Source organism: Helicobacter cetorum MIT 99-5656 (genome assembly GCF_000259275.1).
Taxonomy (GTDB): Bacteria; Campylobacterota; Campylobacteria; order Campylobacterales; family Helicobacteraceae; genus Helicobacter; species Helicobacter cetorum.
The window spans coordinates 574,901-588,497 of record NC_017735.1; the positions used below are offsets into that span (position 1 = coordinate 574,901).

The window sequence follows — 13,597 nt, forward strand, 5'->3', positions numbered from 1 at the left end:
TTTCAAGTATTTTGCAAGAAGAAAGGTTTCACAAAAAACAATGTTAAAAAAAATCTTATTCATTTTAGTTGGAATGGTTGCTATCGCTGTCTTAGTGGGGTATCTCATTCTCTTTACAGAATGGGGAAATAAATTCATCGCTTCATATATAGAAAAGAAAATCAATCACAATGAACACTACCTAAGCGTTAAAACGCTCAAGCTAAAGTTTAACTCTTTAGATTTCAAAGCTCAAGCAAACGATAATTCTGTTCTCATTCTTAAAGGGAATTTTTCGCTTCTAAAACAAAGTTTGGATTTTGATTACCACATAGATATTAAGGATTTACGCCTTCTAAAGGGATTGATACACTACCCTTTAAGGGGAGCTATCACTACTTGGGGGAGCATAAAAGGGCATAGAAAAGCCCTTAAAATTCAAGGCGTTTCTAATATCGCTCAATCTAATACTTCCTACACAGCCCTTTTAAACCATTTCAAACTTTCTGGCTTAAGCTTAAATTTACAAAATGCTACTTTAGAAGATTTGCTCTACTTGCTCAATTACCCCCTCTACGCGAATGCAAGAGTGTCCTTACAAGCGAATTTGAACTCTCTAGCCCCCATGCAAGGGCATTTAAAACTAACCACAAATAACGCCCAAATTAATACCGCCCTAATCAATAGCACTTTCAATTTAAACCTTAAAGACACGCTTTTTTTTAATCTCTCGCACTCAAGCGATTTTAAAGAGTATAAAGCCATCAGTGATACCACTCTAATAAGCTCCTTAGCTCATTTCAAAGCCCTAAAGAGCGAATACCTTTTTCCTACTTTAGAATTTAATGCCCCCTACACTTTAGAAGTGCCTGATTTAGCCAAACTTCAAGGCATCATCAACCATAAATTAAAAGGGGCTTTGACTTTAAAGGGCAACATAGAGCAAAAACCTAAACTCTTAAAAGTCAGCGGTCATTCAAATTTATTAGACGGCACGCTTACTTTCACGCTCTTAAACAAACATTTGAACGCTCATTTTTCAGACATTTCTACTTTAAAAGCTTTAGATTTACTCAATTACCCCAAATTTTTCAAATCAATTGCAAATGCAGACTTAGATTATGACCTTAGCTCAAAACAAGGCACATTAAACGCTCATCTAAAAAATGCAAAATTTCTCAAAAATCAATTCAGCGATTTTCTCTACTCCTTTTCTAAATTTGATATTACCAAAGAAATTTATAATGATGTCAATCTAAAAAGCCAAATCAATCAGCAACGCCTACTCTCTGATTTAAACATGAAAAGCCCCTTGACACAATTAAGTATCAACAATGGCTTATTAGATTTAAGCACCAAGCACATGGACATGCTAATGAATGCTGAAATCTCAAAATTTATTTTTAAAATGAAGCTTCAAGGCAACATACACCAGCCCAAATTCTCTCTCTTTTTAAATGAAAAAGCCCTTCAGCAAAACCTACAACAAGGCTTAAAGGAAATGCTAAAAAACGACACTCTTAAAAAAGGTTTAGACAATTTGCTTAAAGATGATAAACTCAAAGAGAAGCTTCAAAAAGGAATTAAGGGGCTTTTTTAAACCTATTTTTAAGGATAGCTATGGCACACATTCTGGTTAGCGGAGCAACTTCAGGATTTGGGTTAGAAATCGCTAAGGCGTTTTTACAAAAAAATCATGTGGTTTTTGGCACAGGAAGGCGGCAAAAGAATTTACAAGAATTACAGCTTGCCTACCCCAAACATTTCATTCCCCTATGTTTTGATATTCAAAATAAGCAAGAAATCAAGCAGGCTATAGAGACTATCTTTTCTGTTACTAACCGCATTGATGCTTTAGTCAATAATGCAGGCTTAGCACTAGGTTTACACAAGGCTTATGAATGCGACCTAGATGACTGGGAGACTATGATAGACACTAATATCAAAGGGTTATTGTATCTCACTCGTTTGATTTTGCCTTCCATGATAGAGCATAATCAAGGAACTATCATCAATCTTGGTTCTATCGCTGGCACTTATGCCTACCCAGGCGGAAATGTCTATGGAGCGAGTAAGGCGTTTGTGAAACAATTTTCTTTAAATTTACGAGCAGATTTGGCTGGCACAAACATTAGAGTGAGCAATGTAGAACCTGGTCTGTGTGGCGAAACAGAATTTAGCATGGTGCGTTTTAAAGGCGATAGATTCAAAGCTCAATCACTCTATGAAAATACCATTTATCTCAAGCCACAAGATATTGCCAACATCGTGCTATGGATTTATGAGCAACCCTTACATGTCAATATCAATCGCATAGAAGTCATGCCTACAAGCCAAACTTTCGCTCCCCTACTCACCCATAAAAACCCTTAAGGGGTTTAAAACAAATAATAATAACTAATAAACATGCTATAAAGAGTGTTGTTTTGAACTTCATAGAGTTTGTTAGAAGTGTTTAAAGAAACACTAGGATTTTTTAAGAAAGGCACCTTCACTCCTAAATCAAATTCATGCATGCCATTAAAGACAAATCTTAATCCTGTATGTAAGAAGGTGTTAAATTGAGTGTTACTCACATGGTTGTCTTTGATTTGAGCAATTGAAGTGTTTCCAGCAAGATTGACTCCAGCAAAGATTCCAAAAATCATGCTTTGCTTGTCGTTATTGTCTATGATATTAGCTAGGAAGTCTAACCCACCCCCATAAAGGATATTAGAGTTAGAGAAGTAAGCGTTAGTGTAAAGGTATTCAATATTAGCATAAGTTCTTAATCCAAATCTAGGCACAAAGAAATGTTTGTATCCTATAGCTAGACTAACTCCATAATGGAGAGTGGTTTGTTTGGAAACAGACACTAAATTTGAAAGGTTGGTTTGAGTATAGCGGTTTGTTTGTAAGGTTAGTAGGCGGTAAAAATAGTTTGCTAAGTTAGGAATATCTGTGGGCATGCTTGTCGTAATGATATTATCAGCATTACCATACTCAAAGCAATTTTTTTCAGCTAAGGTGTTTTCATTGTAACCGCTTGGCATAGGAAAACCGCTTGGCATAGGGCAATTTGGCAAAACAGCGTTTGGATAAGTATGCTCGTTAAAAATCTTATTATATTCTACTTCATATATATGTGCGTTTTTACCCCAAATACTAATACAATTATGTGCTTGGTCGTTATATCTTTGTGCGTTTTTTACACACCATTTCGTGTATCTTGTGTATGCTTCGCCTGTCTGTGAAGCATTATCCATAGCTGTATCTTTATCTGTTCGGTATTTTATAACTTTTTCCGTGTAATCTTGCCTAGCTATATTTTGGACTTGTTGGTTAATATCTGGTTGGTTTTCAGCTCTAGGTTGTGGGGGATTTGTGGGTTTAGATTTTGAAGTTGGATTTTCTTGTGGATTTGGGCTTTCTATTGGGCTGGATTTTTCTGGCGGTGGGTCTTGGACTTGTGGTTGGGGATTTGGCGGTAGTTCAGCTGGTTTTTCTTGGGGACTATGTTCTTGGTGTTGCTGTTGTGGTGGTGGCGAATGGGGCGGACTTGACACAGGCTGTGGACTTGGATTTTCTTGTTTGGATTTCCCACTAGGCTCACCCTTTGATGAAACAGGGCTATTCTGTGGTGTTTGCTTGGGTAAATTTGGCGGTAGCATTACAGGGGGTAAATGAGATGGTTCTAAGGTGGTAATGGTGCGTTTTTGTTCACCTTGACCGATTAAAAAGCTTCCACCCGCATACCATGAACTCTTTTCAGCTTTGAGGCTTATAAAAGAGAGTAAAACAATTAGTAAGGCTCTCATAATGCCCCCCCCCCCAGAGAGTAGAGGAAATAATAAAAACCAAGAGATTGTTTTAGCATCTGAATTGGCTTTATTATTTGAAAAAAGGTTACAAAATTTCATCTTAATTCCTAATCATTGACTAAATCATTAACAAACGCAATATAGCATAAAATACATGAATTTAGAGTGAATGTTTGTGGTTTAAAAGTGTCATTTTTAAAACTCTTCTGAAACTATGCAAATGGCTCTGTTAAAAGAAAGGGTTTTTAGAAAATCTCATTTTCTTTTCTTGTATTGTTTAAGAAACCGCTTGACTTTTACAAATGGCTCTTTATTGTTTATTTCAAAAAATACTATGCGTTTTTTAAAAGATTACAAATAGCTTAATAAAGCTAAATCAACTAAGCATTAAAATGCATGCCTATTAGTGCAACAAGCGATAGATTGTTAAGATAAATATAGAGAGCTTTAAAACAAAGTTTTAAAGCAATAATCTCAAAAGCCTTGCGGGTGTTTCTTGGAGTTTAAAAAGACTAAAGGTCTTTTTAAACCAAAAAAAGGGGGGGAGTAAGGACAAAATGTTGAGTCGGTGTCTAGTCTTTAGAGCATTAAATATGCTTTTTTAATAAGACACAAACAAAACAAAGTCTTTTAAAAACCCCCTTAAGAAATTAAGGAGTGCTAACCAAATTTTTAAATCTCTTTACATTAATCCTAATGGTTCTTTTGTGAGTAGCGTTCTTTTTTTCGGGTAGTTTTTAAGTGTGGATTTTTAAAAAATAAACATTAAGTTATATTTTTCTGTCTAGGGAAGTTAAATGCATAAAGAAGGTCGCAACTTCTCTAGGCGTTAGCTCTCTAAATCTAATTTAAGGAGCTAACATGAATAGCATTGTTATTATAGCGATAATTTGTGCAATTTTAGTAACGCCTTGTTATTAAAATTGTAGGGGGAGCGTTAAAAACTCCCCCCCTTTAATTTTTGCTAATAACGATGTTTTCATTTTTTCAAGACTTTTTAATCTAATCCTAATTGTTCTTTTAAATAGCGTTCTTCTTGTGGGGCTATGATATTAAGCTTATTTTGTAGGGTCTTAATTTCTTTTTCTAAGATTTCAATTTGGCTGATAATTTCTCAAAAAAAATTCCCTACTTCTTGAATACTCAAATCCATCTCTTTAAATTTCAAATATGCCCATCAACTTTTCTAAAAATAATTTTCTAAAATAATCTCTTCATCAGCAATGATGCGATGCAAGATATCCCCTAAGTGTTCTTTAAGAGTAAAAAGCTCATTATTAAGTTCAAAGATACCTATTTGAGCATTACGCATTTGTTCTTTCGCTAAATAATCTCCAAGGCTTGTGTGCATATTTTTTTTCATGGGATTATAATATTCTTTGGCAATTTCTTGCTGTTTGATTTTAGGGAAGTTTGGGATTTTTAATTTAGAGAATTGATATTGTGTGAAACTTGGAGCTCCTGAACCTATACAAGCAATGCTATCTAAAATATTTTTATTTTTTAAATATCCTAAAATACAAAAACAATAAATTTTCTCCACCATGGTTCTATTTTTTGAGACAATATGAACATTATCTATATTGGTAATCATATTTTCTACTAGTTCAGGAAACATAACGCAACGACCCATTTCTCCACGACAAGAAAATATAATATCTCCCTTTTCAATAGTCTTTAATTGTTCTTTGTTTCCTAAGTAAACAACACGCTTATATGTCCTTTCATTAAAAAATTTGGACAAAATAAGCTTATAGGCACCATGGATAACTTTGTTGGAATAGAGACTTTCTCCAATATTAGAAATTTGTAAATTCTGCCCTCTTGAAACATCATACCCCAAATCAAAAATATTACTATATCCGAAGATATAATTCTCTATTATTCCTTGATTCTCTTTAAAATTTCTACTATAAATCCCTGTATCAAGTCTGCTTTCTTGCTTAATTTCTTTGATAGTAGGATAAGAATAAGAAAAAGTATTTTTTTGTTGGTTCTCTCTAAGTTCTGTTTCTATGATTGTATCTATAAGAATATTTTTCCTTTTAATTTGTTCTTCTTTATCTATAATATTTTGCACAATATTAGCTACTAATTGCTCAATAACTTGTGGGTTTTTATAATTTTTGGTCGTGGGAAATGGAATGAGTGTGTTTAATAAATAGTCTTCTCTAAAATTATCTACCCCTTTTATTGAACCTAAAATATCAACTTGCTCTTTGCAAAATGATGATTTTAAAAAAGCAAAAATATAAAATGGATTTTTCTTAAAAGATATTTTTCTAATATGGGAATTAAAAAAAGCTTTTGAACCATTATAAACACAAACATTTCCTATGCTACTTGCTGTTTGATAACAAATATCTCCTTGTTCAATCGTCTTATTTTTATAATTTTTATCAACGGGACGAATTTTAAGAGTATCATTTGAAACATTAAAAGTAAAATCTAAATCATTCATTTCTGATATTCTAATAAAGTAGTTTTTAGAAAAATCTATGTATTGCTTGCTTCCAATCTCAAAACCCTTAACATTTTTTTCTAAAATATCATCATCTCCTAGTCTTTTTACATTTAAATTCTCGTACTCAACAAAACGATACAAAAAACTAGATAACACGCACTCTTTTGCTAAAATATCACTTTTTTTTACACCCTTAGGCTTAATTATATAACTTCTCATAATCCTAATCCATTGAGTCTAAGTGAAAAGCTTTTTTAATTTCTTCTTCTTGGGATTGCAAGAATTCTTTAAACTCTTTTTGCAATATAGAGAAATCTTCATATAGTGTGCTTGTGGTTTCAAAAGTTTCTTCATTGATAATATATTTAGGTTCAAAATGCACGGTGCGATTTTTTGTTTTAACTTCATAACCAAGATGGACAATTTCTTTAATAAATACCTCATAATCATTCTCTAATAAATGTTGCTCGTTGCTTTTTGGTTTATAGGCAATAATAACAGTTGTTGCTACACCTGTTTCTCCAAAAGTATTATTAGGCAAATCAAACAAAGCTACAACACGCATGCGTTCTATGAACCACCTACGAACATTTTGCCATTCCCTAATGCTAGCAATTGAATTGGATAACACTATGGCTAAACGCCCTCCTTCTTCTAGACATTTATAGGCATTTTCTAAAAACAACGCCCCCATGTCCATAGAATTAGGGTATTTTACAACACCATCTCCATTTGGGTCTAGTTTTATCCTAAATGTCTCATAAAGCTCTATAATATTTCTTGGCAAATCCCATTTACCATTAGCCCCTGTTTTTAAATCTCTCCCCTTTCCAAATGGAGGATTTGTAGCAATAATTTTGAACTTTTTAATATTTTTACTTGGATCGTTTTTATGTTCCCAAGTGAGATAATCATAATCATCAATATTAAAATCACCCTCTTGTATCACACTATCATCTTCAAGTAATTTTTGGCTTAAAGAGTCCATGCGTTCTAAAACAGCTCCACCATCACCATTTAAAACTAAATTTAACTCAGCGAGTTTTAAATTAGTGCTTTCTATATCGAATCCATAAAAAGAATTCGCATTAGATGGGTAATTATCATCCTTACGATGTGCATGTCTAAATGCCATCGCAGGAAAATCACAAATGCCACAGCATGGATCACACAATTCTTCATCTTTCCTAGGATTAAGCATTCTAATAATATTTTTTACTATTGGAATAGGGGTAAAAAACTGCCCCTTATCCGCTTTTTGTTTTTCGTCTCCAAAATTATTAAAAATAATTTGATTAAAACTTTCGTTTTTAGCTTTTAAAATGGCTCTTCTTTGAAAAATTTCTATCAATGCAATTAAAAATTTTTCATCGTTACTTTTGCTGGGCTTAAAACCTTCACGATAGTAGAAACAACGCCTCTCTTTGCCTAGAATATTAGGATAATCTTTTAAGGCTCGTTTATACAAATTGTCTATGCGTTCTCTAAAACTTTTTTCGCCCAAATTATTTTTAGCCTTTTCGCTTGGTAATATATAAAATTTTAAGCAATAATCATTATCTTTATTGGAACACTTCTCGTCAAAAACCTTCAAAGTCAAAAACTCTACGATTAGGTCTCGCACAAAACTAGGTTGAATTTTGTCATTAGCCCTTTTAAGAGCGTTCATAAAATCTACAAAATTGCTTTCATCAATGGGGTCTAAATCACCAACTTTTAACTTGCTTAAATCTCTAATGCTCTCATTGTTTTCTTCAAAATCTTTTTGAGCGGGCAAGTCTTTAAGCAAATCCCTTTTATCTAAATTCCAGCCATTGATACCATCTTGAGCAAGTTCATTATCTTCATTAAAGCGCCGTATTTCAGAATTGCCAATCTTTTTAAAAATCAAAATGTCAGGTTTATTGTCAAAATACACGCCAAAAATTCTATCCTTGCTTGTGTTTTCAGCCATAGCAGAACGCAATTGTTTTTCAATAGCATCTGCTACGCTTTTAGCATTATTTTTAGCCTCAAAAATAACTAGCATATTAGAACGCACCCGTGCATAATCATTGCTCGATTTGGCTTTTTCAACCATACTCTTCCAATCTTTATTCTTAAACACAACAATGTCGGGCTTTAAGCTTTTAGCCCCATTGCCCTTAGGAATTTCAAATTCTACGCAGATATATTCTTTATTATACATCCCACTCTTTATGAGTGCATAAAGAAATCTAGCACGAATATATTCTTCGCTATATTCTTGCTTTTTTGTCCTAGTGCTAGACTTTTTACAAAAGCTTTCTACTCCTAAAACCTCTTTATACCAATATTTATCAATAAAATCTAAAGATTTAAATTGACTATCAAAATGTTGCAAATGTAAAGAAAGTCTGGTTGACATATCATTTCCTTAAAATAAAGCTAGTAAGATTATTCCTATAACACTGCTTGTGTCATTATCTCTAAGGCTAGAGTTACCATGCTGTCAAAACTTTCTATTCTTTCTTTAGGGCTTAATTTTTCATGCGTGATTAAATGATCTGATACAGAGCATAAACATAAAGCCTTAGCGTTTAATTCCATAGCCGTAGCATATAAACCTGCGGCCTCCATTTCAATACCTAAGTGGTTATATTTGGCTAGTAGGTCAAAGGCATGCGTTTCAAAAGAATAGAAAAAATCGCTTGTAAAGACATTACCCACTTTTAAATCAATGTTTAATCGCTTGGCCATTTGATACGCTTTTAAGCTTAGCTCAAAACTAGGTGTAGCACTCAAATCGTGGTTTAAGAAACGCACCCGATTTGTTTTGGAATCTGTTGAAGCACCGGTTGCTAAGATAATATTCTTTAAGGCTACTTTTTGACTGATAGCCCCACAAGTGCCAATTCTTAAAAGCTCTTTAACTTGATAGGTTTGAATGAGTTCTGTTGCATAAATCGTGCATGATGCAATGCCCATGCCATGCCCCATTAAAGAAATTTCCTTACCCTTATACTTTCCACTAAATCCTAGCATGTTACGCACATTAGTTATCTCTCTAGCGTCTTCTAAAAAGTTTTTTGCAATGTATTTCACTCTTAAGGGGTCGCCACATAAAATACATTTAGAATGAAAGTCGCCTATTTTTGCGTTAATATGGGGGGTCATTTAGTTTCCTTTAAAAATTTAATAAGTTTTTGCCATAATCTAAGGGGCTTAATCCTAAAAAGTGTGCGATACTTTGCCCGATATCTGCAAAGGTCTCACTCTTACCTAAAAAGGCTGGTTTTAAATCTTTGTGATACATTAAGATAGGAATGAACTCTCGTGTGTGGTCTGTGCCTTTGAAAGTGGGGTCGCACCCATGGTCAGCACAAAGGATTAATAAATCATCATCTCTTAGATTTTCAAAAATCTCATTTAAGCGTTTATCAAAACATTCTAGGGCGTTTGCATACCCGCTAACATCACGCCTATGCCCATAATCGCTATCAAAATGCACAAAATTCGTAAAAATCAAGCTGTTATTCTTAGCGTTTTTGACTTGCTCTAAGGTCGTGTCAAATAACTCCATTAAACTATTAGCTTTAAATTTTTGAGTAATGCCTACATGGGCATAAATATCAGCGATTTTTCCAATGCTAACCACTTCGCCATTTTTTTCTTCAATAAATTTTTCAAAAAGTAATGGTGCATGGGGCTTTATAGCATAGTCTTTACGATTAGGGGTGCGTTTGAAATTGTCCTTATTAGTGCCATTAAAGGGTCGTGCAATCACTCTGGCAATTTTTAAAGGCTCTAAGATTTTAAAAACTTCTTCACAAAGGGCGTATAAATTTTTTAGCCCAAATTTTTCTTCATGCGCTGCGATTTGAAACACCGAATCCGCTGAAGTATAAAAAATAGGATATAGAGTTTCTAAATGTTTTTCACCTAAATTCTTAATGATTTCAGTCCCTGATGCGTGGCAATTCCCTAAATAGCCTTTAATCTTAGTTTTTTCTTTAATCTCATCTAATAAATCTTGAGAAAATGAGTTGGTTTTGTTTTCAAAATACCCCCATTCAAACAAAACCGGCACGCCCATCATCTCCCAATGCCCAGAAATCGTATCTTTTGCACTAGATAATTCTTGTGCGTAAGCATAAGCCCCTTTTAAATTAATCTTAGGGTTAAAGCCTAGGGGTAATTCATTTGTGGCTTTTAAAGCGCTTAATCCTAAACCCAAACTCTCTAAATTAGGCAATTTCAAAGACCCATTTCGTTCATTTGAATTAGCTAGATTGCTGAAACAAGCCTTAGCAATATTGCCTAAAGTATTCGCCCCCAAATCGCCAAAATCTTTAGCATCTTCACTAGCTCCTATACCAAAAGAATCTAGTAATAAAATAACCACTCTTTTTTGCATCTCTATTCCTTTTAACCTACTTGCCTTTTAGCTTAATTCGCATTTAGCCCTATGAATAATCCAGCGATTGTTGCACTCATAAAATTTGAAAGCGTGCCTACAAACACCGCTTTTAAAGCTAATTTGGCTATCATTTCTTTTTTACTAGGCACTAAATTACCAATCCCACCAATAAGCATGGCAACTGAGCTTAAGTTTGCAAATCCGCACAACGCAAAAGTAATAATTGCTTTGGTTTTTTCACTCAACACCAAGGGAGCGTTATCGCTTAGATAAGGAATGAGCTTCATATAACCCATAAATTCATTCAAAGCGATTTTAATCCCTATAATCTCTCCAGCAACCCCTGCTTCTTTCCAAGGAATACCTAAAATAAAGGCTAAGGGTTTTAAAAGCGTGCCTAAAATCAATCCTAAAGACAAATGCTCTATGCCTAAAAATCCCCCTAAAACCCCTAAAAGCCCATTAACTAGTGCGAGCATTCCTACAAAGGCTAAAAGCATAGCTCCAATATGCAAGGCTAGATTTAATCCTGTGCTTGCCCCACTAGCGATAGCTTCTATAGCATTCACGGGTTTTTCTATAGAAATATCTATATGGTTAGAAACTTTTTCATTTTGCGGATAGACTATTTTAGCAAAGAGTAATCCGCTAGGGGCTGACATAAACGAAGCGGCTAGTAAGTAGGTTAAAGGAACGCCCATGCTCGCATATCCAGCTAACACAGGCCCAGCAATGCTTGCCATACCCACACACATAATCGCAAAAATCTCTGAATTGCTCATGCTTTTTAGATAGGGCTTAATCACCAAGGGGGCTTCAGTGTGTCCTACAAAAATATTTGCCGCCGCACTCATACTCTCTGCCTTAGAAGTGCCTAAGCATTTTGAGAGCGCTCCACCAATAAGATTGATAAATAAGGGCATGATTTTTAGATAATACAATAATGAAATCAAGCTAGAAAAAAAGATAACCACCGCTAAAACATTAATTGCAAAGACAAACCCCCCAATTCCTTGCTCGCCTTGAGAATTAGGAGCTAAATTGCCAAATAAAAAACGCACCCCTTCATAGCCATAAGCTATAACGCTCTCTATCGCATTAGCTAAATTCTGTAGCAAATCTCTTCCTAAAGGCACATATAAAATCAACGCCCCTAGAACCACTTGAATCACAAATGCACTGATAATCGTGCGATAATTAATCGCTTTTTTATCACTAGAAAAAACCCATGCGATACCTAAAAGCACCGCCATGCCTACAATACTCAAAAGGGAGTTAAAAACCATCGCCGACCACTTAAAAGAGAGATGAAAGAAATCATGTTTTTGCCTTGTATCTAAAGATATTTTATTGTAGCCAAAAAGTAAAATTTTCATTCTCTAAGACTTTTAATTTCTTTAAAATTTTTATGAAAATGGGTTAATAAAGAATGGTGTCAAGAGGGGGACTTGAACCCCCGACCTCCGGCTTATGAGACCAGCGCTCTAAACCAGCTGAGCTACCTTGACAGCAACAAAGAAGTGGATTATACAAAAAACTTTCTTAAGATTTTATTAATATTTTAATACGCTCTCTTTAAAGCCAATTTGATTGAATTTTACTCAAAAAATTTCCTATTTTTTTGTAGAATACTCCAATGTTTAAGAAGATTTTTCCATTAGCGTTAGTATCATCGTTGCGGTTTTTAGGGCTTTTCATTGTTCTGCCTGTGATTAGTTTGTATGCGGATAGTTTTCATACAAGCAGTCCCTTACTAATAGGCTTGGCTGTGGGTGGGGCGTATCTCACACAGATAATATTTCAAACCCCTATAGGAATACTGAGCGATAAAATAGGGCGTAAAATTGTCGTTAGCCTGTGCTTATTGGTGTTCTTAGCTGGCTCACTAGTGTGTTTTATGGCAAGCGATATTACAATGCTTGTTATAGGTCGTTTGATTCAAGGCATGGGGGCTTTAGGGGGCGTGGTGAGTGCAATGGTAGCTGATGAAGTGAGAGAAGAAGAACGCACCAAGGCTATGGCGATTATGGGGGCATTCATCTTTATTAGCTTTACTATCAGTATGGCAATAGGACCAGGTGTGGTGGCATTCTTTGGTAATGCTAAATGGCTCTTTTTGCTCACAGCTATTCTAGCTTTATTCAGCCTAGTAATGTTATTAAAAGTCAAGGATTCTCCAAAAATTTCTTACACCATTAAAGCTAAATTGAGTCAAACCCAAAATACTAAAGCCCTGTATCTCTTGCACTTAAGCTCATTTTTTGAAAAAATGTTTATGACACTTATTTTTGTGCTAATTCCTTTAGCCTTAGTGAATGAATTTAATAAACATGAGAGTTTTTTAATTTCTGTGTATGTGCCAGGAGCCATACTAGGTATTTTGAGTATGGGGCCAGCGAGCGTTATCGCTGAAAAATACAATAAGCCTAAGGGTGTCATGCTCTTTGGTGTTTTATTTTTTGTTGTGAGTTATCTGTGTTTATTCTTAGCAGATTCTAGCTTCTTAGGCAAACACCTGTGGCTATTCATTCTTGGAGTCATGTTCTTCTTCAGCGGTTTTGCAACCTTAGAACCCATTATGCAATCTCTAGCTTCTAAATTCGCTAGGGCGAATGAAAAAGGTAAAGTTTTAGGGCAATTTACGACTTTTGGCTACTTAGGGAGCTTTGTAGGGGGAGTTAGTGGGGGGTTAAGTTACCATCATTTAGGGCTAGCAACTACAAGTTTAATGGTTGTTATTTTAGGCGTTATTTGGGGCTTACTGCTTTTTCTACTCAATAACCCAGCCAAGCAAAAGAATGTCTATTTTCCTTTAGATGCCTATATAGAAGAAAAATTTGAAGCTTTAGAAACTAGGATTATTGAATGGTATGTCAACACCAGCGAAGAAATCATCATTGTGAAATATGACTCCAGCGAAATCAGTGAAGAAGAAATCATTCACCTAGCACAAAATTTTAGAAAATAAAATCAAGG

General features: G+C 34.6%; 9 protein-coding genes and 1 tRNA gene. 3 read left to right on the top strand and 7 right to left on the bottom strand.

Translation table 11 applies throughout. The features are described from left to right. The first annotated feature begins 73 nt into the window (after window positions 1-73). Window positions 74-1,579, top strand: a complete 1,506-nt coding sequence (locus HCD_RS02765; protein WP_411269452.1) for a hypothetical protein — start codon at window positions 74-76, stop codon at window positions 1,577-1,579. A gap of 20 nt (window positions 1,580-1,599) precedes the next feature. Next, on the top strand, window positions 1,600-2,352 hold the full coding sequence (locus tag HCD_RS02770; RefSeq protein ID WP_014659080.1) for an SDR family oxidoreductase: 753 nt from the start codon (window positions 1,600-1,602) through the stop codon (window positions 2,350-2,352). A 5-nt stretch (window positions 2,353-2,357) separates the two neighbouring features. On the opposite strand, the gene HCD_RS02775 is transcribed toward HCD_RS02770, so the two are convergent. From HCD_RS02775 to HCD_RS02805, 7 genes are all read right to left on the bottom strand, one after another. Next, on the bottom strand, window positions 2,358-3,776 hold the full coding sequence (locus tag HCD_RS02775) for an outer membrane beta-barrel protein (RefSeq protein ID WP_227624869.1): 1,419 nt from the start codon (window positions 3,774-3,776) through the stop codon (window positions 2,358-2,360). A gap of 1,189 nt (window positions 3,777-4,965) precedes the next feature. After that, a complete protein-coding gene (locus tag HCD_RS02780; protein ID WP_014659082.1) occupies window positions 4,966-6,462 on the bottom strand; it encodes a restriction endonuclease subunit S in 1,497 nt (498 codons plus the stop codon). A 4-nt stretch (window positions 6,463-6,466) separates the two neighbouring features. Beyond that, complete coding sequence (locus HCD_RS02785; RefSeq protein ID WP_014659083.1) at window positions 6,467-8,629, bottom strand: HsdM family class I SAM-dependent methyltransferase; 2,163 nt, start codon at window positions 8,627-8,629, stop codon at window positions 6,467-6,469. Between the two features lie 35 nt (window positions 8,630-8,664). Further along, window positions 8,665-9,378, bottom strand: a complete 714-nt coding sequence (gene deoD / locus HCD_RS02790) for a purine-nucleoside phosphorylase (RefSeq protein WP_014659084.1) — start codon at window positions 9,376-9,378, stop codon at window positions 8,665-8,667. Between the two features lie 10 nt (window positions 9,379-9,388). After that, window positions 9,389-10,618, bottom strand: a complete 1,230-nt coding sequence (locus HCD_RS02795; RefSeq protein WP_014659085.1) for a phosphopentomutase — start codon at window positions 10,616-10,618, stop codon at window positions 9,389-9,391. Between the two features lie 32 nt (window positions 10,619-10,650). After that, complete coding sequence (locus tag HCD_RS02800) at window positions 10,651-11,907, bottom strand: NupC/NupG family nucleoside CNT transporter (RefSeq protein WP_014659086.1); 1,257 nt, start codon at window positions 11,905-11,907, stop codon at window positions 10,651-10,653. A 144-nt stretch (window positions 11,908-12,051) separates the two neighbouring features. Next, window positions 12,052-12,129 (bottom strand) — tRNA-Met (locus HCD_RS02805). 128 nt (window positions 12,130-12,257) lie between these two features. Here HCD_RS02805 and HCD_RS02810 point away from each other — a divergent pair. After that, window positions 12,258-13,589: an MFS transporter gene (locus tag HCD_RS02810; protein WP_014659087.1), complete on the top strand. Its 1,332-nt coding sequence runs from the start codon at window positions 12,258-12,260 to the stop codon at window positions 13,587-13,589. Window positions 13,590-13,597: the final 8 nt, after the last annotated feature.

Coding starts and splice junctions, on each gene's coding strand:
- HCD_RS02765 (WP_411269452.1), top strand. CDS start 74: ATGGTTGCTATCGCTGTCTTAGTGGGGTATCTCATTCTCTTTACAGAA.
- HCD_RS02770 (WP_014659080.1), top strand. CDS start 1,600: ATGGCACACATTCTGGTTAGCGGAGCAACTTCAGGATTTGGGTTAGAA.
- HCD_RS02775 (WP_227624869.1), bottom strand. CDS start 3,776: ATGAGAGCCTTACTAATTGTTTTACTCTCTTTTATAAGCCTCAAAGCT.
- HCD_RS02780 (WP_014659082.1), bottom strand. CDS start 6,462: ATGAGAAGTTATATAATTAAGCCTAAGGGTGTAAAAAAAAGTGATATT.
- HCD_RS02785 (WP_014659083.1), bottom strand. CDS start 8,629: ATGTCAACCAGACTTTCTTTACATTTGCAACATTTTGATAGTCAATTT.
- deoD (WP_014659084.1), bottom strand. CDS start 9,378: ATGACCCCCCATATTAACGCAAAAATAGGCGACTTTCATTCTAAATGT.
- HCD_RS02795 (WP_014659085.1), bottom strand. CDS start 10,618: ATGCAAAAAAGAGTGGTTATTTTATTACTAGATTCTTTTGGTATAGGA.
- HCD_RS02800 (WP_014659086.1), bottom strand. CDS start 11,907: ATGGTTTTTAACTCCCTTTTGAGTATTGTAGGCATGGCGGTGCTTTTA.
- HCD_RS02810 (WP_014659087.1), top strand. CDS start 12,258: ATGTTTAAGAAGATTTTTCCATTAGCGTTAGTATCATCGTTGCGGTTT.